The 24315-nt window shown below is 73.9% G+C and carries 19 protein-coding genes; 6 read left to right on the top strand and 13 right to left on the bottom strand.

Going from position 1 to position 24315, the window contains the following annotated elements; all coding sequences use genetic code 11:
- Positions 1–2: 2 nt before the first annotated feature.
- From ACFZBD_RS23865 to ACFZBD_RS23815, 11 genes are all read right to left on the bottom strand, one after another.
- On the bottom strand, positions 3–2648 hold the full coding sequence (locus ACFZBD_RS23865) for a tetratricopeptide repeat protein (protein ID WP_391143336.1): 2646 nt from the start codon (positions 2646–2648) through the stop codon (positions 3–5).
- A 41-nt stretch (positions 2649–2689) separates the two neighbouring features.
- Positions 2690–3988 carry a hypothetical protein gene (locus tag ACFZBD_RS23860; protein ID WP_391142769.1) on the bottom strand — a complete coding sequence of 433 codons (1299 nt, stop codon included), beginning with the start codon at positions 3986–3988 and terminating at the stop codon, positions 2690–2692.
- Positions 3989–4003: 15 nt separating this feature from the next.
- On the bottom strand, positions 4004–5056 hold the full coding sequence (locus ACFZBD_RS23855; RefSeq protein WP_391142768.1) for a transporter substrate-binding domain-containing protein: 1053 nt from the start codon (positions 5054–5056) through the stop codon (positions 4004–4006).
- An 11-nt stretch (positions 5057–5067) separates the two neighbouring features.
- Positions 5068–6489 carry a hypothetical protein gene (locus tag ACFZBD_RS23850; protein ID WP_391142766.1) on the bottom strand — a complete coding sequence of 474 codons (1422 nt, stop codon included), beginning with the start codon at positions 6487–6489 and terminating at the stop codon, positions 5068–5070.
- A 228-nt stretch (positions 6490–6717) separates the two neighbouring features.
- Positions 6718–7698, bottom strand: coding sequence for a BadF/BadG/BcrA/BcrD ATPase family protein (locus ACFZBD_RS23845; RefSeq protein ID WP_391142765.1), 981 nt, complete (start codon positions 7696–7698; stop codon positions 6718–6720).
- A complete protein-coding gene (locus ACFZBD_RS23840) occupies positions 7689–8954 on the bottom strand; it encodes a 6-phospho-beta-glucosidase (RefSeq protein ID WP_391142762.1) in 1266 nt (421 codons plus the stop codon). Before ACFZBD_RS23840 ends, ACFZBD_RS23845 begins: the two co-directional genes overlap by 10 nt.
- Positions 8955–8958: 4 nt before the next feature.
- Positions 8959–9843: an ABC transporter permease subunit gene (locus tag ACFZBD_RS23835; protein WP_391142759.1), complete on the bottom strand. Its 885-nt coding sequence runs from the start codon at positions 9841–9843 to the stop codon at positions 8959–8961.
- A 3-nt stretch (positions 9844–9846) separates the two neighbouring features.
- The gene (locus ACFZBD_RS23830; protein ID WP_391142758.1) at positions 9847–10845 is read right to left on the bottom strand and encodes an ABC transporter permease subunit; all 999 of its coding nucleotides are present in this window, start codon (positions 10843–10845) and stop codon (positions 9847–9849) included.
- A gap of 20 nt (positions 10846–10865) precedes the next feature.
- Positions 10866–12203 (bottom strand): extracellular solute-binding protein, encoded by a 1338-nt coding sequence (locus ACFZBD_RS23825; protein ID WP_391142755.1) that lies wholly within the window; start codon positions 12201–12203, stop codon positions 10866–10868.
- A gap of 77 nt (positions 12204–12280) precedes the next feature.
- On the bottom strand, positions 12281–13495 hold the full coding sequence (locus tag ACFZBD_RS23820) for an ROK family protein (RefSeq protein WP_391142753.1): 1215 nt from the start codon (positions 13493–13495) through the stop codon (positions 12281–12283).
- Between the two features lie 252 nt (positions 13496–13747).
- Positions 13748–14815: a mechanosensitive ion channel domain-containing protein gene (locus ACFZBD_RS23815; RefSeq protein ID WP_391142750.1), complete on the bottom strand. Its 1068-nt coding sequence runs from the start codon at positions 14813–14815 to the stop codon at positions 13748–13750.
- A gap of 248 nt (positions 14816–15063) precedes the next feature.
- Between ACFZBD_RS23815 and ACFZBD_RS23810 the strand changes: the two genes are divergently transcribed.
- A complete protein-coding gene (locus ACFZBD_RS23810) occupies positions 15064–15627 on the top strand; it encodes an HNH endonuclease (RefSeq protein ID WP_391142748.1) in 564 nt (187 codons plus the stop codon).
- Between the two features lie 45 nt (positions 15628–15672).
- Here the strand turns inward: ACFZBD_RS23810 and ACFZBD_RS23805 are convergent, their stop codons facing one another.
- Positions 15673–18693, bottom strand: a complete 3021-nt coding sequence (locus ACFZBD_RS23805) for a beta-N-acetylglucosaminidase domain-containing protein (RefSeq protein WP_391142746.1) — start codon at positions 18691–18693, stop codon at positions 15673–15675.
- A gap of 192 nt (positions 18694–18885) precedes the next feature.
- On the opposite strand from ACFZBD_RS23805, the gene ACFZBD_RS23800 reads away from it, so the two are divergent.
- From ACFZBD_RS23800 to ACFZBD_RS23790, 3 genes are read left to right on the top strand one after another with little or no spacing between them, the layout of a single operon-like run.
- On the top strand, positions 18886–19116 hold the full coding sequence (locus ACFZBD_RS23800; RefSeq protein ID WP_391142743.1) for a hypothetical protein: 231 nt from the start codon (positions 18886–18888) through the stop codon (positions 19114–19116).
- A gap of 51 nt (positions 19117–19167) precedes the next feature.
- Positions 19168–21366, top strand: a complete 2199-nt coding sequence (malQ, locus tag ACFZBD_RS23795) for a 4-alpha-glucanotransferase (protein ID WP_391142740.1) — start codon at positions 19168–19170, stop codon at positions 21364–21366.
- Positions 21367–21386: 20 nt separating this feature from the next.
- Positions 21387–21614 carry a hypothetical protein gene (locus ACFZBD_RS23790; RefSeq protein WP_361966042.1) on the top strand — a complete coding sequence of 76 codons (228 nt, stop codon included), beginning with the start codon at positions 21387–21389 and terminating at the stop codon, positions 21612–21614.
- 104 nt (positions 21615–21718) lie between these two features.
- On the opposite strand, the gene ACFZBD_RS23785 is transcribed toward ACFZBD_RS23790, so the two are convergent.
- Complete coding sequence (locus tag ACFZBD_RS23785; protein WP_391142738.1) at positions 21719–22228, bottom strand: MarR family transcriptional regulator; 510 nt, start codon at positions 22226–22228, stop codon at positions 21719–21721.
- Positions 22229–22353: 125 nt separating this feature from the next.
- On the opposite strand from ACFZBD_RS23785, the gene ACFZBD_RS23780 reads away from it, so the two are divergent.
- Together ACFZBD_RS23780 and ACFZBD_RS23775 are read left to right on the top strand one after the other, a co-directional pair.
- Positions 22354–23334 (top strand): EamA family transporter, encoded by a 981-nt coding sequence (locus ACFZBD_RS23780; protein ID WP_391142735.1) that lies wholly within the window; start codon positions 22354–22356, stop codon positions 23332–23334.
- Between the two features lie 25 nt (positions 23335–23359).
- Positions 23360–24313 (top strand): EamA family transporter, encoded by a 954-nt coding sequence (locus tag ACFZBD_RS23775; RefSeq protein ID WP_391142732.1) that lies wholly within the window; start codon positions 23360–23362, stop codon positions 24311–24313.
- The last annotated feature ends 2 nt before the right edge of the window (positions 24314–24315 follow it).

The following is a 24315-nucleotide window of genomic DNA, read 5'->3' as shown; positions in this document are numbered from 1 at the left end:
TCTCACACCCACGTCCGGGGACGGAAACGGTTGGCCCGCTCCACCAGTTCGATCCTCTCCTCGCCCTGCTGAGCGAGCCGGGCGAGCACCCGGTACGAACGCTCCAGGCCGAAGCGCAGTCCGCGCTCGTCCAGTTCACTGCCGAGCAGCCGCGTGCCGCCCGGCGCCGCTCCGGGACTACCGGAGAGTACCCAGTCCAGGGCGGTGCCGAGCACTTCCGTCGACAACCGCTCCCGGCGCACCGCGTCGAGACCGAAGCTCCGGAGCGCGGAGACCTGCGCCGCGGCGGCCGTGAGGTCCTGCCCGAGCGGCTCGTGCGCCGGGCGCCGCCGCAGCCGCGCCCGCACGGCCGCCACCCGGGCCGCGGTGTAGTGGATGGACGCCTCCGGTACGGACTCCAGGGTGTGGACGGCCCCGGCCCGGTCGCCGGCCGCCAGCCGGACGCGGGCGAGCCCGAACGCGGAGCTGACGAAGCCGGGGTCGGTCGCCCACACCAGGCGGTAGTACTCCGCGGCGTTGTCCAACTGGCCGAGCACCTCGGCGCAGATGCCGAGGGCCAGCTTGGGCGCGGGCTCCCCGGGGAAGGCGTCGTAGACGGCGTCGAAGGACAGTGCGGCGTTCCGGTGGTCGCCGGTCACCAGGGAGGCGACGCCCCGGTACCACACCACCCGCCAGTCGTCCGGGTACTGCTCCTCCAGGGTGGCGAGGGCGAGCCCCGCGGAGCCCAGGTCGCCCATCTCAAGGCGTGCCCGCAGCTCCCGCAACCGCAGTTCGAGGGAGGGCGCGGGCGCGGTGTGCAGGGCGCCGAGCAGCTCGGCGGGCGCGGAGGCCATCAGACCGGCCAGGAAACCGGCGTTCGGGTCCCCCGGGTCGACTCGCGGCACGGGGAGCGCGAGCGCCGCGGACCGCCCGTCGAGCGGCCGCAGGAACGGTCCCTGCCCGGGGCGTACGCCGCCGGAAGCAAGCTCCGGACCGCCGGGCGCCGCGACGACGGCGCCCCCGGCCCGCGGCCCCGGACCGACGGCCGGAGCACCACCCGCACCAACCGCGCCACCGGACACAACCGCGCCACCGGGCACAGCCGCCCCACCGGCACCAACCGCCCCACCGGACACCGTCGCGCCACCGGCACCACCCGCGCCACCGGACACCGCCGCGCCGGCCGCCACGCCCGCCCGTCCTCCGCGCCGCTTCCCCCGGGTGTCCCGGGCGCCCAGCGCCGAGACGTCCTCCGCGAGTTCGGCGAACAGCTCGGTGTCCGTGACCCGGACCTCCGTGCCGAAGAGCGTCGACAGCGCCGGTCGGGGCCGGCCCGACTGCAGGGCCACGACCTCGCGCAGGACGCCCGTCAGCTGCTCGGCCATCTCCTGCGCGGAGGCGAAGCGGCGCGCCGGGTCGGGATCCGTCGCCCGGACCAGGAGCCGGTAGAAGGACTCGTACGTCCGGAAGACCTCGATGTGGTCCGGCTCCGGCAGCGAGTCGACGAAGACGTTGGTGTACCCCTGGAAGTCGAAGGTCAGCACGGCCAGGGTGCGCGCCACCGTGTACAGGTCGCTCGCCACCGACGGGCCGACCGCCGCGACCTCCGGCGCCTGGTAGCCCACCGTGCCGTAGATCGCGGACTCGTCGTCGTCCATGCGCCGGACGGCGCCCATGTCGATCAGCTTGAGCTGGTCCTCGGTCTGGATCGCGTTGTCGACCTTGAAGTCGCAGTAGAGGAGGTTCCGGCTGTGCAGGTGGCCGAGCGCCTCCAGCGCCTCGATCCCGTACGCGCAGGCCTGCTCCACCGGCAGCGGGTCGCGCCGGCCGTCCGGGGTGCGCCGGTCGTTGGCGATGTCCTTGAGCGACTTGCCGCCGACGTACTCCATGACGATGTAGCCGTCCAGGGAGCCGGTGCGCTGGTCGAGGTGCTCGACGAAGTTGTAGATCCGGACGATGTTGGCGTGCTCGATCTCGGCGAGGAAGCGGCGCTCCGAGATCGCTGCGGCCATCGCGTCCTGGTCGCCGGTGTCGAGCAGGCCCTTGAGGACGACCCAGCGGTCCGAGACCGCCCGGTCGACGGCCAGATAGATCCAGCCGAGGCCGCCGTGCGCGAGACAGCCGGCGACTTCGTACTGCCCGTGCACGACGTCCCCGCCGCGCAGCTTCGGTACGAACGAGTACGGGTGACCGCACTTGGTGCAGAAGCCCTCCGTCCGGCCCGGCCGGTCGCCGCGCGCACGGCCCACCGGGGCGCCGCAGTCCGAGCGCGAGCAGAATCGCTTCCGCTCGGGGACCTCGGGGTTCTCCATCACCGCGCCGCGCGGATCGGGGCGCGGCACCTCGGGGATCGACACCAGGCCCGCGCCGAGGCGGTTCCGCCCGGACTGGCCGGTCGACGAGCCGGAGCTGCGCACCGAGACGGAGCGGGCGGTGCCCGCCCCCGAGAGACCCTGCGAGAGGCGGCCGGAGACCGACCGCCGGGACGTCGAGGAGCGTGACGAGCGGGAGGAGGCGCGCGAGGAGGCGCGCGAACCGCTCCGGGAGGATCCGGAGTCCGCGCCGCGGCCCGCCACGGCCATGCCGGTCGGCGTGGCCTGGAGCAGTCCGCCGGGCGCGACCACGGGGGCGAGCCCGCAGGTGCCGCAGTACAGCTCGCCGCCGCCCATGTCCTCGTACGAACCGTCGCACGAGGGACGCTGACAGGTGCTCACCACTGACTCCCCCTGGCTTCTCCGGGACCGGACAGGACCTCGGCCACGGCCTGCTGGTAGCGCAGCACGGCCTGCTCGGCGACGCGCAGGTCGCACGGCGCGCTCCACAGCATGCGGCGGGCCGCGTCGTACCGCTCGATCAGCAGCGGGTCCTCCGCCGCGCCCAGCCGGGCCACCTTCGCCTTGTACGCGTCGAGCCGGCCGCGCAGTTCGGCCCGGACGGCGAGCGGCGCGGTGACGGCGGTCAGGGACTCGCGGGCCCGCATCAGCTCGTCCTCGGCCTCCCGCTCCAGGGATTCCAGGAGCGGGGACAGCCGGTGCCACCGGGCGTGCCTGCGGTACTCGGCGGCGGTCGCGAGCCGTTCCTGGAGCGCCGTCGGGGGACCGCTGACGGCGGGCACCTCCGAGGCGGCGATCTTGGCGAGGACCTCGCCGCGCGCCGACCGCGCCTCGGCCAGGGTCCGGTCGGCGCGCGAGAGGACGTCCCGCAGCCGCAGCAACCGCTCCTCGGAGTCCTGCCGGACCGCGAGGACCGCCTCGATCTCACGCCGGACGTCCTCCAGGGCGAGCGCCGCCCGGTCGTACCGCACGGTGTCGGGCCGGCCGCCGCCCGGCGCCGAACTGCCCGCGGCGGGCCGCCAGAAGGACAGCGGGTCGGTGACGACCTGGGAGCGCAGCGCGGTCAGCTCGGCCGTGATCGACTCCAGCTCGTCACCGGCCGGATGCTCCCCGGGCCGGACGCCGACGGAGTGCGCGAGCGAGCGGGTGCGGCCCAGCTCGGCGGCGAGCAGGTCTATCCGGGCGGGCAGCGCGGACCAGACGGCGTCGGCCGTCACGATCACGTCGAGCGAGGCGGCGTACAGCTCGTTCATCCGGTCGACCAGGCGCTCCAGGGTGAAGCTCTCGGAGAGCCGGGCCGGGCCGGAGACCGAGTCGGGGATCCGCTGCTGCCCGTCGGAGAGGTGCACGCTCTCGCCGCGCAGCCGGTCGGTCAGCTCCGCCAGCTCTTCCCGGCCTGGCCAGCGGCGGCGGGAGCGCACTTCACGGGCGCCGTGCACGGCGGCGGTGTACGCGTCGAAGTACGTCCAGAGCCGGGTGATCGTCTCCTCGGTGGTCTGCCAGCGCTCCCGGGTCGCGCCGGTCAGCTCGGCCCCTTCGAGCAGCCTGCGGCCCGCGTGGTCCTGGAGCGCGAGGAGGGAGTCCTCGATCGCCTTGTGCTCCGCGCCGAGCCGCGCCAGCGCACGGTCCACCTCGTCCCGGTCCATCACCGGCCCGGGGGGTCCCGTGACGCCCATCGATCACCTCTCGCTCTACTTGTACTTCGGTGCGGGCGGCCCGGTTATCCCGGGCAGGTCCGCCTTCAGCCACTTGTCGTACGCCGCCGTCCAGGCGCCGCTCTGGCGGTACTGGACGAGGACCTGGTTGACCCGGCGGACCAGGTCGTCGTTGCCGAGTCTGGCGGCGACTCCGTAGTACTCGGTGGTGAACGGCCGGCCCTTGAGCTCGACCGCCGGGTCCTGCGCGGCCTGACCGGCCGCCAGGGCGTTGTCGGTGACGACGGCGTCGACCTCGCCGAGCTGGAGCCGGGCCAGGCAGTCCAGCTGGTTGGGCACGGTCAGCAGGTCCTTGTCGGCCTCGGTGCCGTCCCCGTCGTCCTTGAAGACGGCGCCGAACGAGTTCCGCTCCAGGGCTTCGTAGGCCGTGGAGCCCTCGGCGGTGCAGACCCGCTTGCCGCTCAGCGAGGAGTCGTAGCCGGTGATGCCGGGGCCCTTGGGGGCGAGGACCTGCTGGCCGGCCTGGAAGTAGGCGGTGGAGAAGGCGACCTGCTGGATCCGCTTGCAGTTGATCGTCATCGTGCGCACGACGAGGTCGACCTTGCCGCTCTCCAGGGCGGCGATCCGCTGGTTGGTGGGTATGGCCCGGAAGACGATGCCGTTCTCGTCGCCGAGGATGTCCTTGGCGATCGCCTTGGCCAGGTCGATGTCGAAGCCTTCGAGGGTCCGCTTGTCGGGGTTGCGGTAGCCCCAGCGGTAGCTGTTCTGGTCGACGCCCACGACGAGCTTCCCGCGCGCCTTGATCGCGGCGATCGACGGTCCGTCGGCGCGGGAGGGGGTGAGCGAGGCCTCCGGGTTCTCGCAGGTGTCCGCCCGGACGGGCACCCCGACGCCGACCCCGGGGCCGGTGGCGGTGGAGGCGCCGGCCTGGTCGCCGCCGCGCGCCAGCGGCAGCAGGGTCAGCGAGGCGGTCAGGCCGCAGGCCACGGCCATCGCCGCGACCCCGCCCCAGCCCCGGAAGCGGGCCAGCGGACGCCGGCCGGGGCCGGCCGGGCCGCGCGTCCTCGTGCCGTCGACGCCGTTGTGCATCCCGCCCCCTCTCACCGGTACTCCGACAGCCTGCGGTTGATCCCCAGCACGGCGCCCGCCGCGCCCAGCACGCCGAGCCCGGCCGCGCCGAGCGGCAGCGCGCCGAGCGCGCCCCGGGCGCCTTCGGCGGCGCGGGTGAACTCGGTCTGTTCGTGGGCCAGGGCCCGGCGCAGGGCCGCGTCGACCTGGTCGAAGGAGTGTCCGGTGGACTCCCGCGGGTTCACCACCCGCAGCCGAGCGCCCTCGAAGTCGCCCGCGTCGTCCTTGGCGCGGGCGTCCTTGTGGTGCCCCTGCCAGGCGGCCGTGCGGTCGGCGGCCTCGGCCAGCGGGGCCCGTCCGGCGTCGTCGTCGGCGAGCTCCCGCGCCTCGGCGAGCGCCGTGGTCAGCCCCGCCATGCTGGTGGCGTAGTCCGTCTCATACTTGTCGTTCTTGCCGTCCTCGGTGAGGACGGCGCCGCGGGCGACCAGGGTGAGGATCTCGTTGGCCCGCGCCTTCAGGGAGTTGATCCGTGCGGTGTTGAGGACCTGGAGCGAGTCCTGGCCGTGGTTCCTGGCCTCGTCGAGACCGGACCGGGCGACGGTGTGGCCGGCGGCGAGCCAGAGCAGCACGGTCAGGGAGGCGGCGGTCGCGACGAGCAGCCCGTGGTTGAAGACCCGGTTCGTACGGGTGTAGTGGCGGCGCTGCGCCCAGAGGAGGGCGGCGAGGGCGAGGAGGCCGAGCGCGAGGGAGAGCAGCGGCCGGTCGCGGGCGTCGGTCTCGTCCCGGTGGAGCCGGGCGGTCTCCAGCTCGTACAGCCGCTCGGCCGCCGGGAGGAGTTCGGTGGTCATGTGCTGGTTGGCGTAGCGCAGATAGGCGCCGCCGAGGGGGAGGCCCTGCCGGTTGGCGGCCCGGGCGCGCTCGATCAGGCCGGTGTAGCGGGGCAGGTGGGCGTTGAGCGTGGCGATCGCGCGGCCCGATTCGGTGGAACCGTCGGTGCTCGCGGCCGCCTTGACGAGGAGCCGGGAGGCGGTGGTGATGTCGTCGGCGTACCGCTTCAGGTCCTCGGGGGGCTCCTGGGCCCCGGCGAGGAAGGCGCTCGCGGCGGCGGTGTCGGCGTCGGCGAGCGAGCGGTAGACGTCGGCGGCGTCGGCGCTCAGGGGCTGGCTGCGGCTGACGACGTCGTCGGCGGAGGAGGCCCGGTCGGCGACCTCGAAGGCGGTGACGGTGCCGAAGGCGACGACCAGCAGGGCGAGGACGGCGCCGAGGATCCGCAGCCGGCCGGGCTCGGTGGTCGCGGCCTTGCGCAGCCGTGCCGTGGCCTCGTCCCAGGGGCTCGGGCCGGCGGGCGGCGGGGCGGCGGGCGCCATCGACGGCTGCGCGGGCACGCCGGAGTCCGGCCGCGCGGGCGCGAGGCCCGGCGCCGGGGCGGCGGGCGCGTTCGGCGGGTATGTCACGTGACCTCCCCCATGGTCGACGACGGCTGCCCGGCCAGCAGTATGGCCTCAGGGGCCCCACCCGCACAGCGGAAACGACTCGATCTTGTTCCTATCGTGCCCCATGCCTTCGCCACCCCCGCGGGCGAACCCCTTTCTTGAATACGTCGGCCGAGGGGGATTGGTTCCACCCCGAACGGGTGAACGGGGCGCTCGCCGCGCGGCGAGCGCCCCCCCGGGGGAGCCGTGTCAGGCGTAGTGCGCGCGCAGCCGCCCGGCGGCCTCGGGGTCCGCGCCCTGCTCGTCGAGGGCGAAGAGCGCCGCGCCGAGGACCGGGGGAGCGGTGACGACCCCGATCTCGGCCTTCGGCGCCTTCGCGGCGAGCAGCCGCGCGATCCGGTCGTCCAGGTCCGGGTGGCGCGCGGCGAGCACGCTGCCGCCCAGCAGCACCGGGGCCCGCTCGTCGAGGAGCCCGAGCCGCCCGAGGGCGACCGTCGACAGGGCGACGACCTCCTCGGCCAGCCGGTCCACCAGCGCACGGGAGACGGGATCGCCCCCGGCGCTCGTACGGAACAGCACGGGCGTCAGCTCGTGCCGCCGCTCGAAGGGGATCCGGCCCAGGTGGAGCGCCTCGATCAGCGCGTGCATGGTGTCCAGGCCGAAGTGCGCGGGCAACGCCCGGGCCAGTGCCGTCGGTTCGCCCCGTCCGTCCTCGGCGCGGGCCGCGAACCAGAGGGCCTCCTCGGCGAGGCCGCTGCCGCCGCCCCAGTCCCCGGAGATCTTCCCGATCGCGGGGAAGCGGGCGGTCCGCCCGTCCGGGGTCATCCCGACGCAGTTGATCCCGGCCCCGCACACCACCGCGACGCCCCGGGGCTCGTCGACGCCGGCGCGCAGAATGGCGAAGGTGTCGTTCCGGACGCGGACGGAGCGGCTCCAGTGCCGCTCGTACAGAGCGCGTTCCAACTCCCGCTCCTCCACCGCCAGATCGGCGTTGGCGAGGCAGGCGGAGACGTGCGCGAAGCGGGGCGGGAGGCCCGCGCCTCCCGCGGCTCGCCAGGCCCGCCCGACGATCTCCGCGAGCGCGTCCACGGCCGTCTCCACCCCCACCACGGGCGGCTGGAAACCCCCGCCGCGCGCCGCGCCGAGGACCGTCCCGTCGCACGCGACGACGGCCGCGTCCGTCTTGCTGTTTCCGGCGTCGACGGCCAGCAGGACTCCGTTCAGGCCCACGCGAGGTGCTCCCGGTTGTGGGCGATCAGCCGGTCGGTGAGCCCGTCGGCGTACGCGTACTGCCCGACCAGCGGGTGGGCGAGGAGCGCCTTGAACACCCGGTCCCGGCCGCCGCGCAGCGCCGCTTCCAGGGCCAGGTCCTCGTAGGCCGTGACGCTCGCGATCAGCCCGGCGTAGAGCGGGTCCGGCTCGGGGACCGGGAGCGGCACGGCGCCCCGCGCCCCGACCGCGGCCTGCACCTCGATGACGGCGTCGTCCGCGAGGAAGGGCAGGGTGCCGTTGTTGTACGTGTTCACCACCTGGAACGGGGAGCCGCCGCCGCCCAGCAGGGCGGCGGCCAGGTCCACCGCGGCCTCCGAGTAGAAGGCCCCGCCGCGCTTGGCGAGCAGTGCCGGCTTCTCGTCGAGCGCCGGATCGCCGTACAGGCCCAGGAGTTCCTTCTCCATCGCGGCGACCTCGGCGGCCCGCGAGGGCTTGGTGCCCAGCTCCCGCACCACCTCGTCGTGGGCGTAGAAGTACCGCAGGTAGTACGAGGGGACGACGCCGAGCCGGTCGACGATCGCGCGGTCCATCCGCAGGTCGTCGGCGATGGCGTCGCCGTGCTCGGCGAGCAGCCGGGGCAGGACGTTCTCGCCGTCCGGGCCGCCCAGGCGGACGGCCGTCTCCCAGGTGAGGTGGTTGAGCCCGACGTGGTCGAGGTGGACCTCGGCCGGGGAGACGCCGAGCAGCGCGGCGAACTTCCGCTGGAAGCCGATGGCGACGTTGCACAGGCCGACGGCCCTGTGGCCGGCCTGGAGCAGCGCCCGGGTGACGATGCCGACCGGGTTGGTGAAGTCGATGATCCAGGCGTCCGGGTTGGCGCGCCGGACGCGCTCGGCGATGTCCAGGACGACCGGGACGGTCCGCAGCGCCTTGGCGAGGCCGCCGGCGCCGGTGGTCTCCTGCCCCACGCAGCCGCACTCCAGGGGCCATGTCTCGTCCTGTGCGCGCGCCGCCTGCCCGCCGACCCGCAGCTGGAGCAGGACGGCGTCGGCGCCCTCGACGCCCGCGTCGAGGTCGGAGGTGGTGACGATCCTGCCGGGGTGGTCCTGCTTGGCGAAGATCCGGCGGGCGAGTCCGCCGACCAGCTCCAGCCGGTCGGCGGCCGGGTCGACGAGGACGAGTTCGGCGAGGGGCAGGGTGTCGCGCAACCGCGCGAATCCGTCGATCAGTTCGGGGGTGTAGGTGGAGCCGCCCCCCACGACAGCGAGCTTCATGTGTCTAGCCCTTCACTCCGGTCAGTGTGACTCCCTCGACGAACGCCTTCTGGGCGAAGAAGAACACGAGGATCACAGGGGCCATGACCAGCACGGTCGCGGCCATGGTCAGGTTCCAGTCGGTGTGGTGCGCGCCCTTGAAGGACTCCAGGCCGTAGCTCAGGGTCCAGGCGCCGGGGTTCTCCGAGGCGTAGATCTGCGGCCCGAAGTAGTCGTTCCAGCAGAAGAAGAACTGGAACAGCGCGACGGCGGCGATGCCGGGCCTGGCCATCGGGAGCACGATCCTGAGGAGGGTGCGGAACTCCCCGCACCCGTCGATCCGGGCGGCCTCGATGTACTCGTCGGGGATCGTCAGCAGGAACTGGCGCAGCAGGAAGATCGCGAACGCGTCGCCGAAGGCCATCGGGACGATCAGCGGCCACAGCGTGCCGGAGAGGTCCATCTGCTTGGCCCAGAACAGGTACATCGGGATGATGATCACTTGGGGCGGCAGCATCATCATCGAGATGACGAGCAGCAGCGACAGGTGCCGGCCGCGGAAGCGGAACTTGGCCAGCGCGTATGCCACCGGGACCGAGGACACCACGACGAGCACGGTGCCGAGCCCCGCGTAGAGCAGGGAGTTCCGCCACCAGGTGAGGAAGCCGGGGGTCTCCAGGACGCGGACGTAGTTGTCCCAGTGCCAGGAGTTCGGGGTGAGGTCCCGCGTGAGCGCCTGCTGGTCGCTCATCAGGGACGTGAGGAAGACGAAGAAGAAGGGCAGCACGAAGAAGAGGGCGGCCGCGATCCCGAGGGAGTGCACGGCGATCCAGTGCAGGGCGGCCCTGCGGCGGGCCCGCTTCTCGGCGGGGCCCACCGGGCGGCGGTCGAAGGCGGATGCGGTGGTCACGGATCAGTCACCCGAGCCGATCAGGCCGCCGCGCCTGCGCATCAGCAGCGCGGTGCAGGCCATGGAGAGGGCGAACAGGACGAGCGCCACGACGCACGCGGCGCCGTAGTCGAAGCGGCCGAAGCCGAGGTTGTAGACCAGCTGCGGCAGGGTCAGCGTGGAGTCGTCCGGATAGCCCGGCTCGAAGGTCTGCCCGGAGCCGCCCATCACCCCCGAGGCGACCTTCGCCGCCACGATCGGCTGGGTGTAGTACTGCATCGCGCCGATGATCCCGGTGACGACCGCGAAGAGGATGATCGGCGAGATGTTCGGCAGGGTCACGTACCGGAACCGCTGGACGGCGGAGGCGCCGTCCAGCTCGGCGGCCTCGTACTGCTCCTTCGGTACGTCGAGCAGCGCGGCCATGAAGATGACCATGAGGTCGCCGACCCCCCAGACCGCGAGGACGGTGAGGGCGGGCTTGGCCCAGTCGGCGTCGTTGAACCAGGAGGGGGCGGGGACGCCGACCGCCTCCAGGAGGGAGTTGACGGGGCCGGTGCCGGGGTTGAGCAGGAAGACGAAGGCCAGGGTCGCGGCGACCGGCGGCGCGAGGTACGGCAGGTAGAAGAGGGTGCGGAAGACTCCCGTACCCGTCTTGATCCTGGTGATCAGCAGGCCGACGCCGAGGCCGAAGACCACCCGGCAGGCGACCATGACGACGGCCAGCCAGAGGGTGTTCTGCATCGCCGGCCAGAACTTCGGCAGGTCGGCGAAGACGTACGTCCAGTTGTCCAGGCCCCGCCAGGTCGGCGGGTTGAGACCGTCGTACCTCATGAACGAGAAGTACAGGGTCGAGACGAGGGGATAGGCGAAGAAGACGCCGAATCCGACCAGCCAGGGCGACATGAACGCCAGGGTGCGCAGTGCGTTGCGCCTGCGCTTCGACCGCAGCGTGGGACGTCCGTCCGGGGAGGCGGCGGCCGGTCCGGCCGGCCGTTTCGTGGGCAGGGTGCCGGTGCTCATGACGGGGGCGCTCCGGCCCGTCACTTCGCCTGGGCGATGTCGCGGTCGATCTGGGCCGCCGTCTCCTCCAGGCCCTTCTTCAAGTCCTTGACCTGCCCCTTCTCGTACTTCTGGGCGAAGTCCTGGAAGGTGTCCTGGTACGTGGAGCCGTTCACCGCGCCGTCGGAGGTGGAGGACTCGGGGTGCCGGGCGATCTCCAGGAAGACCTTGAAGCGCTCGTCGACCTTGAGGTTCGGGGACTTCAGCGCCGCCAGGGTGGAGGGGACGTTGCCGATGCCGTTGGCGAACTCCACCACCGCCTCGGTGTCCATGGTCATGTACTTCACCAGCTCCCAGGCCGCGTTCTGCTTCCTGCTCTGCGGGGCGATGCCGATGATCGTGCCGGAGAGGTAGCCCTTCCCGTACTCGGCCACCTCGTCGTCGGCGACCGGCAGCGGCGCGACGCCGACCTCGAAGTCGACCTTGGCGTCCTTGATGAAGTTCAGCCGCCACTCGCCGTCGAGTTGCATGGCGACCTGCCCGGTGTGGAAGGGGTGCTTGGCGCCCCACTCGTCACCGAAGGTCGTGCGGTACCTGTCCAGCTTCGCGAACCCGCCCAGGGTGTCGACCAGCGACTTCTGGTAGGTCAGCATCTCGGCGAAGGCCGGGTCCTTGGCGAGGTTCGAGGTGCCGTCCGCGCCGAAGTACGTGTGGTCCCACTGCGACATGTAGTGGCTCGGGACGGTCTCGTAGCCGAGGTAGTTCGGCATGAAGCCGAGCTGCTCGTAGCTATCGCCCTTCTCCTTGGTCAGCTTCTCGGCGACCTTCCTGAACTCCGACCAGGTCTTCGGCGGGGCGGTGATGCCGGCCGCCTCGAAGGCGTCCTTGTTGTAGTAGAGCCCGTACGCGTCGGAGAGCAGCGGCAGCGAGCAGCGCCTGCCCTCGAACTGGGTGTAGTCCTGGAGGACCTTGGAGAAGGTCGCGTCCAGGTCCACCTTGTCCTTCTCCAGGAAGGGCTTCAGGTCCGCGAGCGCCCCGGAGGCGCAGAACTTGCCGACGTTCGAGGTGGTGAAGGAGGCGGCCACGTCCGGCCCGTTCGAACCGCCCGCGCGCAGCGCCTGGTTGAGCTTGTCGTCGTTGATGTTGCCGACGACCTTCACCGTGATGTTCGGGTGGGCCTTCTCGAAGCGGTCGACGTTCTCCTGGATCGCCTTGACCTCGGCGGGGGCCGACCAGCCGTGCCAGAAGGTGATCGTGGTCCGGGCCTTCGGGTCGTCGGCCGCGGTGTTCCCGGCGGAGCCCGTACAGGCGGTGGCGAGGAGCGCCATGGAGGCGGTGGCGGCGAGCGTGAGCGCGGTCCTGCGGGGGCGCACGGGCATGGCGAAGTCTCCCTGTGGCGAAGGGGCGGGTGAAGGGGGTGGGGCGACGGGTGTGCGGCGGGCGTCCGCCCGGGCGGCTAGCGCGCGGTGTCGAAGACCTCGTCGCGGGTGGCGGCGAGGGCGCGTTCGAGCGCGCCGCGCAGCACGGGCTGCCGCTGGACGGCTCCGAGGACGAGCCGGGGCCGGGAGGCGGCGAGTTCGGCCAGCTCGGACTGGACGCGCTCGCGCAAGGGCTCCCCGCCGGCGGCGTTCACGTCCCCGGCGAGGACGAGGAGTTCGGGGTCGAGTACGGCGACGAGCGAGGCGAGACCGGTGGCCAGGCGCTCGGCGTACCGGTCGAGGAGGGCGGCGTACCGCGGGTCGTCGGTGTGGTGGGCGGCGGCGTGGGCGAGGAGCCGGGACGCGGTGGGGACGTAGGGCTGCTCGGCGGTCTCGATCCCGAGGGCCCGGGCGATCCGGGGGATCGCCTGGACGCCGGCCAGCTCCTGGTAGCCGCCGGAGTTGGCCTTGGTGACCTGGCGTACGAGCGGGGTGCCGGGCACCGGCAGGAAGCCGACCTCGCCGGCGCCGCCGGTGAAGCCCCGGTGGAGCCGGCCGCCGAGGACGAGGGCGGCGCCGAGCCCCTCCTCGTTCCACAGCAGGACGAAGTCCTCGTGGCCGCGGGCGGCGCCCAGGCGCTGCTCGGCGACGGCGGCGAGGTTGACGTCGTTCTCGTACTCGAACGGCATCGGGAGGACGGCCGCCAGCTCGGCCAGGAGCGTGGGGGAGTGCCAGCCGGGGAGGTGGGAGGCGTAGCGCAGCCGGCCGGTGGCCGGGTCGAAGGCGCCGGGGGTGCCGATGACGAGCCGGTGCACCTCGGCACGGGTGATGCCGGCGTCCTTGACGGCGCCGTCCAGGGCGGTGGTGACCTGCCGGACGACGCCCTCGGCGGGGCGGCCGGTGGTCTTCAGCTCGTGCTCGCCGACGACCTCGCCGGTGATGTCGGCGACGGCGGCGCGGATCCGGTGCGGGGTCACGTCGAGTCCGGCGGCGTGGGCGGCCCGGGCGTTGACCGCGTACAGCTGGGCGCTGGGTCCCGGCCGCCCGGCGGTGGTGCCGGTGGCGACGACGAGTCCGGCGGCCTCCAGGCGCGCCAGCAGCTGGGAGGCGGTCGGCTTGGAGAGCCCGGTGAGCTTGCCGATCCGGGTCCGGGACAGGGTCCCGTGCTCCAGCAGCAGATCGAGCGCGGCACGGTCGTTCATGGCACGCAGGACGCGCGGAGTGCCGGGGGTCCCCGGGGTCGTACCGGCCATGACGGATGCACCTGCCCTTCGGCTCTGGTCGGGGTCATTCTGCTGCCCCGGTGCCCGCTCCCCCAACTGCACTGTTAGGAAAGTTTCCTATTCGGTGGGAGGACGGTAGGACGGCCGTCACCGGGGCGTCAAGACCCGGCGACGCACGAAGCCCCCGAAGGCAACCGAAGCGTTACCCGCGGGGGCGGTGCGGAAGGGTTTGTACGGAACGGGGGCCGGGGGAGGGCGAATGCCCCGGGGCCGGCCCGGGGGCTACTTCGAGAGGTTGGGCGAGGAGGGCGGGAGGGGCGTCGCCGCCGCCGACTGCGGGGAGGTCGCCGAGGCGAAGGCCGAGGGGGCCGCCATGCCCGCCGTCGGGTCGGCCGCGGTCTCCTCGGCGACGGCCGGGACGCCGCCGACGATGCGGATGCCCGCCGCGTCCAGCGCCCGCTTGATCCGCCAGCGCAGCTCGCGCTCGACCGCCAGCGCCTTGCCCGGCATCGTCTTCGCCGAGACCCGGATCGACATGGACTCCAGCAGCACCTCGTCGAGCCCCAGCACCTCGACCGGGCCCCACAGGCGCTCGTTCCACGGCTCTTCCTTGGCCATCGCCTCGGTCGCCTCGATGATCACCGCGCGGACCCGGTCCAGGTCCTCGGTCGGGCGGACCGTGACGGCGACCGCCGCCGTCGCCCAGCCCTGGCTGAGGTTGCCGATCCGCTTGATCTCGCCGTTGCGCACGTACCAGATCTCGCCGTTGTCGCCGCGCAGCTTCGTCACCCGCAGGCCGACCTCGATGACCTCGCCGGACGCCACGCCCGCGTCGACCGAGTCGCCGACGCCGTACTGGTCCTCCAGGATCATGAAGACGCCGGAGAGGAAGTCGGTCACCAGGTTCCTGGCACCGAAGCCGATCGCCACACCCGCGACACCGGCCGAGGCCAGCAGCGGGGCCAGATCGATCTTGAAGGCGCCGAGGATCATCAGACCGGCCGTGCCGAGGATGACGAAGGACGCCACCGAACGCAGCACCGAACCGATCGCCTCGGAGCGCTGCCGGCGCCGCTCGGCGTTGACGAGCAGGCCGCCCAGCGCGGTGCCCTCCACCGCCTGCGCGGAGCGGTTCATCCGCTCGATCAGTTTTGTCAGGGCGCGGCGGATCGCCATCCGCAGCAGCAGGGCGACGACCAGGATGAGGAGGATGCGCAGGCCGGTGTTCAGCCAGGTGGACCAGTTCTCCTCCACCCAGCCTGCGGCGTTCGTCGCCTTCTCGGCAGCCTCGTCCAGGGTCACCGGAACGGGCTGCGGAGGGGCGGCGGTCGCCAGGGCGGACCAGGACACGGCAGAAACCTCCAGGCATCGCGTACGCAGAACATCCACACTAACGGGGCATTCACTGTGCTCCCGTTGTCCTGTTCGAGGGAGAGACGGACCTCACCCGGGAAGGACGGGGGCAGGATGCCGATGTGGTCGAGAACACCCCAAGGCCGTTACCGGTACATGGTGGCGCTCCGACCAGGCATGAGGAGAGACTGAGAGCAGATCGTCCCGGCGCGAGCCACGCGCCGCCGGCGTTATAGGAGGCATCCGTGCCGCATGTCCTGGTCCTCAACGCGTCGTACGAGCCCCTCGGCGTCGTACCGCTCCGCCGCGCGCTCGTCCTCGTCCTCGAGAACAAGGCACTCTGCCTCGAGGAGTCCGGCGCCTTCCTGCACAGCGAGACCCGCGTGGTTCCGGCACCCAGTGTGGTCCGGCTCAAGCGGTTCGTGCGGGTCCCCTACCGGGGGCCCGTTCCTCTGACCCGCAGAGCGCTCTTCGCCCGCGACGGCGGACGCTGCATGTACTGCGGTGGCGTCGCAACCAGCGTCGACCACGTCGTTCCGCGCAGCCGCGGGGGTACGCACGCCTGGGACAACGTCGTGGCGGCCTGCCGCCGCTGCAACCACACCAAAGCCGACCGGCACCTGCGCGAGCTGGGTTGGCGCCTGCGCCACCCACCGGCGCCGCCCACCGGCCTGGCGTGGCGGATCATCGGGACCGGCCACCGGGACCCGCGCTGGCTGCCCTACCTCCAGCCGTACGGCGCCGACGATGTGATGGCCCGGATCGACGCCGTCTCGCACGCCCCCACGGGGGCCGTGAGAACGGGTTGAGCCGGGCCTTCGTCGTCCGCCTGCCCGCTCCCCTTACCGGGGCGGCTACTCCGGCTGCTCCCCGGCGGGCCCGTCCGGGTCCGCCGGGGTCCCGGTCCCCGGGGCCGGCACGGCCGGCTTCGCGGGCGGTTCCGGAGCCGTCGGCGCGGTGACCGCGTACGTCTCCACCGACCAGAGGGAGTAGCCGAACTCCGTCGCCCGGGCGTCGCCCTGGACCCGCAGGAAGCGGGTGTCCGTCGCGTCCATGCGCACGGACTCGCGACCCCCGCGCCCGTCGGCGACCGTGGCCGCCGTACGCCAGTTCCGGCCGTCGGCCGACACCTGGATGCGGTAGCGGGAGGCGTACGCGTCCTGCCAGTGCAGCACCACCCGCCCTATCCGCGCGGGCTTCGCCAGCTCCAGCTGCCACCACGCGCCGGTCTCCGGCTCCGAGGACCAGCGGGTCTCCGGGTCGCCGTCCAGGGCCGAGGCCGCCGGGAAGTCGGGGGTCTCGTCGCCCGAGGAGGAGGCCGTCGCCGTGCGGGCCAGATCGGGGCCGCCGGTGCGCGGGAAGGCGCGGACCGTCAGGACCCGCTCCTCGCCCGCGAAGGACACCGGCACGCGGTACGACCCCGCCGGCACGTCCGCCGCCACCGAGACCAGCAGCGGGACCGCCGTGTTCGTGCCGCGCGGCACCCGCGCCTCCTTCGGCAGCCGGACCGTGATCCCCCGGGGCGCCTTCGCCGACAGCTCCCCGCGCACCTCGCCGGCGCGCCGGCCCGCCAGCCGGACGTCCACCCGCTGCGCGGGCCCGCCGATCTCGGCGTCCGTCTCGGCGCGGGACAGCTCCAGCTCGGCGCGCGGCTCGTCGGCGAACCACGGCACGAGGGAGCGGATCTCGGGGGCCGACCCGCTCCACGCGATCCGCACCGCGTCCGCGCGTAGCCCCTTCAGCTCCGTCTGCGTCCAGCCCGACGCGTCCAGCGGGCCGAGGCTCCGCCAGCCCTCGCCGGGGACGTACGCCTCCACGCGCGCGTCCCGGCCCGCCGCGGCCGGCTCGGTCATCACGGTCACCGTCTCCAGCGGGCGGGACCGGTCGAGCCGGAGGGTGTACGAGTCCGGCGCGCGGTCCGCCGTACGCGCCGTCCGCCGGTCGCGGGCGGCGCCCGTCCAGGCCGCCGACTCCGCCACCGCGCGCGTGAGGAAGGGTTCGAGGACGCCGTCGCCGACCGTCACCTCGCCCGCCCGCAGGGAGTCGGCCAGCGGTTCCAGCCGCAGCTGCGCGCGCCAGGCCGCCGCACCGTCGCCCCGGGTCTGGGCGAGCAGCATGTCGACCGCCGTCTCGCCCGCCAGGCCGAACCGCGACAGCTGTTCCAGCCACGGCCGCGTCTCGTCGTCCAGCGTGCCGCCGGCCGTCGCCGTCAGCCGGCCGGGCGCCTCCCGCATCACGGTGAACGCCGCCCGCAGCTCGCGCGCCGCCCGCTCCCGCGCCGCCGGGTCGGCCGCCGTCCGGCTGTTCCAGAACGCCGTCATCAGCGGCTTGAGGTACGCCGACTCGCCCGTCGGGTCGAGGATCGAGGAGGCGTCGTTGCCGGCCAGCGCCCCCAGCGCCGCACGGGCCGCCGGGTCGGGGCCGGCCAGCTCCTCGACGGCGGCCCGCCACGACTCCTCGGGCCGGTACCCCTTCGGGTTCCAGGCGTAGTCCGCGGCGGTGAAGAGCGGGATGCGGGAGACCGCCGCCTGCTCCATGGCGTTGGCGAGGACCGCGGCCGAACCGGCCGCCACGGCCGGCTCCCGGCCCCGGTAGGGGCCCAGGAAGAGCCGGTCCTGGGCGTAGTCGTTGACCGGGTAGTTGTCCATCGTCACCAGCGGGTGGCGGAACACGTCCCGCGCCCCGGCCAGCTCGCGGCCGGTGATCGTGCGCGGGACGACCCCGACGCCCGTCCAGGCCACCCGCACCCGGTCGTCGAGCGCGGCGGCGAGCGCCGTGCGGTAGTCGGTCGCGCCCTCCTGGTAGTACTCCGTCGGCATCACGGTCAGCGGCTCGGCGTCCGGGTACCGTCCGGCCAGATGCCGGTCCACCGCGCTCGCCACGCGCGCGTGGGCGGCCGCGGCCGCCTCGGGCCCGCGCCCGAAGGCGTCCGCGTCCTTCCCGCAGTGCCACTCGCTGTAGCTGACGTCCTGGAACTGCAGCTGGAAGGAGCGCACCCCCAGCGCCCACATCGCGTCGATCTTGTGCAGCAGCGCCTTCACGTCGCCGTCGGACGCCAGGCACATGGACTGGGCGGGCGCCACGGCCCAGGCGAGGGTCACGTGGTTGGCGCGCGCCCGCTCGGCGAGCGCGCGGAAGGCCGCGCGCTGGTCGGCCGGGTAGGGGTCCCGCCACTGCGTCTGGCGGTACGGGTCGTCACCGGGGGCGTAGAGGTAGCGATTCTGCTTGGTGCGGCCCATGAAGTCGAGATGGGCCAGGCGCTGCTCCCGGCTCCAGGGGCGGCCGTAGAACCCCTCGGTGAGGCCGCGGACCGCCGTGCCGGGCCAGTCGCGGACCACCACGCCCGGCACCTCGCCGCGGGTGCCCGTCAGCTGACGCAGGGTCTGGACGGCGTGGAAGAGGCCGTCCGCGCCCACTCCGTCCAGCGCGACCGTGTCACGGCCCTGGAGCTTCCCGGTCGCCAGGCGGTAGCCGCCGGCCGGCAGGTCCGCCCGCTCGGGCACGCGCAGGGCCCGCAGGGCCTCGCCGCCGGACACCGAGCCCGCGCGGATCACGGGCCCGAAGCCCGGCAGGGTCGAGTGGACCGTCCGCACCCCCGCCGCCCGCAGCGTCTCGCGCAGCGCCGCGACGGCGTACGGGTCCGCGTCGGCGTCCGTGAGGAGCGTCACCTCGGCGCCGAGCGGAACGGCGGGCCCCGTCTCCCTGAGGGACTGGGGCCGTGGCCACACCGAGGGGGCCGTGCGCTGGGCGTCCGGGACGGTGACGGGGGAGACCGGTACGGCCTGGGCCGGACCGGACACACCGCCGCCGAGGAGACCGCCGATCACCGCGGCGGCCACGGCCGACGCGGTCCGCTGCCTGCGCCCGAGGTGCACGAGGGACTCCTTTTGTCACGAGTGGGTTACGACCCCACCACCCGTCCGGCTGAGGTGTCAATGCGCGTGGTCGATGTGTCGCCTTTGCCCGGCGAGGTGGCACCCCTTCGCCAAGTTCGGCCGGTAAAACGGGGTGGGCTGGGTAGGGCTCTGTCGTTGTCCCACCTGACGAGACACGAAACGGGAGCCCCCATGTCCGTGACCACCCCCCACTCCGACGTGACGACCCCCCGCTCCAAACGGATACCGGTCTTCATCCCGGGCCCGCAAACCGGTGAGATCCCGGGCCCGCTCACCAGCGAGCCGCCCCTCGCCGACGCCGCACCTCTCACCAGCGAGCCGCCCCTGACCGACGCGGCCCCCCTGACCAGCGAGCCCACCGCCCACGGCACCGCGGGCGGCACGGAGTCCCCGGGAGTCTGACTCCCCCTCGGGCCGTCCCTTCCCCGGCCCCGGAGCCCCTCGGAGTGTGAAGTGACCCTGGCCCGCCTCGCCGCCCTTCATGGCGTCGCCACCGAGTACGCGCCCTCCGAGGGCGTCACCGTGCGCGTGCCCGACGCCACAGTCGTGGCGGTGCTCGGCGCGCTGGAGGTGGACGCGTCCACGCCGGAGGCGGTCGAGCGCTCGCTCGAAGCGGCCCTGCGGGCCGATCGCGAGCGGCTGCTACCGGCCACGGTGGTGCGGTGGCGCGCGCCGGACCCGGCGGACGGGGACGCGGCGGCGGCGCCCGGCGCGGAGCCCGGGTCCGGTGGCCCGCCGCGCGCCGGGGCCGGGCCGGCGGCCACCTCCGCGGGCGCCGAGCCGCCGCGCGCGGACGAGGCCTTCCTGGGGCTGCCGCCCGGGACCCGGCTCCGCGTCACGACCGAGGCGGGCGAGGAGGCGGAGGACCCGGACTGGGACCTGCTGCCGCTCGGCGTCCACACGCTCGACGCCCTGGCCCCCGACGGCCGGGGCGGACGGAGCACCCTGATCGTCGCCCCCGCGCGCGTGCCCCGGCCCGAGCGGCGCTCGTTCGGCCTGCTCGTCCAGCTGTACTCGCTCCTCTCCACCCGCTCCTGGGGCATGGGCGACCTCGGCGACCTGCGGGAGCTGATCAGCTGGGCCGGCCGGACGCACGGCGCCGGGTTCGTCCAGGTCAACCCCCTGCACGCGGCCGTGCCCGGCGCGCCGACCGACCCCTCTCCGTACCGCCCCTCCTCGCGCCGCTTCCCCGACCCCGTCCATCTGCGGATCGAGGACATCCCCGCATACGCCCATGTGGCCCCGGAGTACCGCGCCGAGCTGGACTCCGTCCTCACCGACGCCGCCGAACAGCGGGAGAAGGTGCTGCGCAAGGGCGCGCTGATCGACCGGGACGCGGTGTGGGAGGTCAAGCGGCGCGCCCTGGAGCTCCTGCGGACCGTGGAGCCGGGCCCCGGTGCACGCGCCGACTACCTCGACTTCCTGGCCGAGCGCGGCCGGGCCCTGGAGGACCACGCCACCTACAGCGCCCTCGCCGAGCGGCACGGCCACCACTGGCGGTCGTGGCCGGCGGAGCTGCGCGACCCGCGCTCGGCCGAGGCGGCCGTCCGCGCGGAGACCGGGCCCGGCGCCGGGCTGCTCGACCGGATCGACTTCCACTGCTGGCTCGCCTGGCTGACGGACCGGCAGCTCGCCGCCGCGGGGGCGGCCGCCCGGGAGGCCGGGATGGCCGTCGGCGTCGTCCACGACCTCGCGGTCGGCGTCCACCCCGAGGGCTCCGACGCCTGGGCCCAGCAGGACGCCTTCGCCGCCGGCATGTCGGTCGGCGCCCCGCCCGACGCCTTCAACGCCCTCGGCCAGGACTGGGGCCTGCCGCCCTGGCGCCCCGACGCGCTCGCCACCTCCGGATACGCCCCCTACCGAGGCCTCCTGGCGGAGCTGCTGCGCCACGCGGGCGCCCTGCGCATCGACCACGTGATGGGTCTCTTCCGGCTCTGGTGGGTCCCCGAGGGCCGGCCGCCCACCGAGGGCACGTACGTCCGCTACGACGCGGAGGCGATGCTCGCCGTCCTCGCCCTGGAGGCCCACCGGGCCGGCGCCCTGGTCATCGGCGAGGACCTCGGCACCGTCGAGCCGGGCGTGCGCGAACGGCTCTCCCGGCGCGGGGTGCTCGGCACCTCCGTGCTCTGGTTCGAGCGGGACTGGACCGGCACGGGCCGCCCGCTGGCGCCCGAGCGGTGGCGCGCCGACTGCGTCGCGACGGCCACCACGCATGACCTGCCCTCCACGGCCGCCCGCCTCAGCGGCGACCACGTGGCCCTGCGCCACCGCCTCGGGCTGCTCACCGGCGACCTGGAGCGGGAGCGGAACCAGGACGCGGCCGACACCCGGGAGTGGCTGGCCCTGCTCCAGCGGCTGGGGCTGCTCCCGGAGGGCCCGGGCGACGAGGAGGCCGAAGTCAGGGCGGTGCACCGGTTCCTGCTGCGGACACCCGCCCGGATGGTCGGGGTGTGGCTGCCGGACGCGGTGGGCGACCGGCGCCCGCAGAACCTGCCGGGGACCTGGGACCAGTACCCCAACTGGCGGCTGCCGGTGGCCGGACCGGACGGGCAGCCGCTGACCCTGGAGGACCTGGCCGCCTCGCCGCGGCTGCACCGCCTCCTCGGCGTGTTCGGCGCCCGTACGGCACCCCCGGACGCGCGCCCTGTTTAGGGGTTCGCTACGTTTGCACCGTGGACAAGAAGAACGCCCTGCGCGCCGGTGCTGTAGCGGCCGGTACGACGCTGATGATGCTGCTCATGTCGTCCCCCGCGCTCGCGCTCACCCGCGACGACGGTGACGACCCGGCCCCCAAGCTGAGTGTCGTGGAGACCCTCGGCCTGTTCGTGGCCGCGCCGATCGTGCTGTTCCTGGTGATCGCCGGCCTGGTCATGGTGCTCGACAAGTCCAAGAAGGCCTGACCACCGGCCTCAAGCCCCCAGCTTTCCGAGGGCGCCGTACGGCACGCGGGTGACGCGTGCCGTACGGCGCCCTCGCGCGCGTCCGCTCCCGGGGCGCCCCGTCCTCAGACCGTGGTCGTCAGCAGCTTGCGCAGCAGACCGGCCAACTGCTCGCGCTCCTCGGGGTCGAGCGCCCCTTCCAGCGCCTCGCGCTGCTGCGCGAGTCCGGCCGCGACGGCCTCGTCCACCAGCTCGCGCCCGCGCTCGCTGAGCGTCACGCGCAGCCCGCGCCGGTCGTTCGGGTCCGGGCTGCGGCTGAGCAGCCCCGCCTTCTCCAGCTTGTCGAGCCGCCCCGTCATCCCGCCCGTGGTGATCATCAGCGTCGCGGTGAGCTCGCGGGGCGAGAGCGTGTAGGGCGCCCCCGAGCGGCGCAGCGTCGCCAGCACGTCGAACTCCCCGAGCGCCATGCCGTAGGGCGCGTACGCCTTGTCCACCCGGCCCCGCATGGCGGCGGCGAGGCGGTAGATCCGCCCGAACACGGCCATGGGGAGCGTGTCGAGGTCGGGGCGGACGGCCGCCCACTGATCGGTGATGGCGTCGACGGCGTCGTGGGCGCCGGGGCCGGAGGTCTCCATGTCCGCAGTGTCCCTTCCCCGAGGACTCGATGGCAAGAAAGTCACTTGCAAGTAAGTAGCTTAGCGGTAAGCTACTTATCGCCAAGCCAATCCGGCCGCACCGTTCCGAACCGGGGGGACCCGTCATGTCCCGCAAGGCCGCCGTCGTCGCCCTGACCGCGCTCGCCCCGATCTCCTGGGGCTCCACCTACCTCGTCACCACCGAGTTCCTGCCCCCCGACCGGCCGCTCTTCACCGGCCTGATGCGGGCCCTGCCCGCCGGGCTGATGCTCCTCGCGCTGACCCGGAAGCTCCCGCGGGGCGCCTGGTGGTGGAAGTCCGCGGTCCTCGGCGGCCTCAACATCGGCGCCTTCTTCCCGCTGCTCTTCCTCGCCGCCTACCGGCTGCCCGGAGGCGTCGCCGCCGTCGTCGCCTCGGTCGGCCCGCTCTTCGTCGTCGGCCTGGCCGCGCTCTTCCTGGGCGACCGGCCCACGGTGCGCTCCCTGCTGACCGCCGTCGCGGCCGCCTTCGGCGTCAGCCTGGTCGTCCTCAAGGCGGGGGCGGCGCTGGACCTGATCGGCGTCCTCGCCGGCCTCCTCTCCGCCCTGTCCATGTCCGCAGGGACGGTCCTCACCAAGCGCTGGGGGCGGCCCGAGGGGGTGGGCGCGCTCGCCCTGACCGGCTGGCAGCTCACCGCGGGCGGCCTGATCATCCTGCCGGTGGCGTTCCTGCTCGAAGGCGCCCCGCCGGCCCTCGACTCCCGCAACCTGCTCGGCTACGCCTACCTCGCCCTCGGCAACACCGCCGTCTCCTACTTCCTCTGGTTCCGCGGCGTCGAGCGGATGAGCGCCTCCTCGGTCACCCTCCTCGGCCCGCTGTCGCCACTCACCGCCGCCGTCATCGGCTGGGCCGCGCTCGGCCAGGCGCTCGGGCCGGTGCAGCTCCTCGGCATGGCGATCGCCTTCGCCGCCACCCTGGCCGGCCAGCTGGGCGGCCGTACCCCCGCTGCCCGCACCTCCGCCGCCTCTGCCTCCGCCTCTTCGCTCACGGCTGCACCTTTCAGTTCAACTGAAAGGAATAGTCGGGAACTTTCGATGGACCTGGAGGGTTCGGTGGTGCGACGGTAGGTGGCATCCCACCGAAAGGAACCCCGTGGCACTCCTGGACCGCGTCCGCACCGCACCGAGCACGACCGACGAGCCGGCCCCCGCGAAGAACCTCGCGCGCGGAGCCGGCCTCGGCGTTCTCCTGGCGCTCACCGCCACGGTCGTCTGGTCCGGCAGCTTCGTCGCCTCCCGCGCCCTGCACGACTCCGTCCCGCCGGTCCAGGCCGCGTTCTGGCGCTGGATCGTCGCCCTCCTCGCCGTCGCCCCCTTCGCGGCCCGCGAGGCCTGGCGCCGCCGCCGGCTGATCCGCCGCCACCTCGGCTTCGTCACCCTCGCCGCCCTGCTCGGCGTGAGCGTCTACAACACCCTGGTCAACCAGGCCGGACTCACCACCTCCGCCGGCAACATGGGCATGATCATGGCCGCCTCGCCGGTCCTCATGGCGCTGTACGAGAGGTTCGGCGGCGCCCGCCTCGGCGCCCGGCGCGTCACCGGCATGCTGATCGCCTGCGCCGGTGTCCTGCTCCTCATCGGCGGGGGCTCGCTGCCCACGACGCTCGCCGCCGGCGACCTGTGGATGCTCGCGGCCGCCGTCAGCTTCGCCTCGTACAGCGCCCTGCTCAAGCGCCGGCCCGCCGAACTCGGCGGACCGGCCTTCCTCTTCGCCACCTTCGCCCTCGGCGCGCTGATGCTCCTGCCCGCGTACGGCATCAGCCTCGCCGTCCAGGGCGGCTTCGACCCCTCCGTCGCCACCGTCGGGCCGCTGGTCTACGTCGGCGTCCTCTCCTCCGCCCTCGCCTTCTTCGCCTGGAACAAGGCGATCGCGCTGATCGGCGCCGCCCGCGCCGGGGTCGTCTACTACCTCCAGCCCGTCTGCGTGGCCCTCCTCTCCGCCGTCCTCCTCGGCGAGGAGCTCGGCCTGCTCGGGGCCCTCTGCACGGCCCTCATCCTGGGCGGCGTGTGCCTGGCCTCGGCCGGGGGCGGGCGGGCCGCCCGGTAGGT

It is taken from the genome of Streptomyces sp. NPDC008121, from assembly GCF_042957155.1.
Classification (GTDB): Bacteria; Actinomycetota; Actinomycetes; order Streptomycetales; family Streptomycetaceae; genus Streptomyces.
This window is presented reverse-complemented; position numbering and strand designations above follow the sequence as displayed.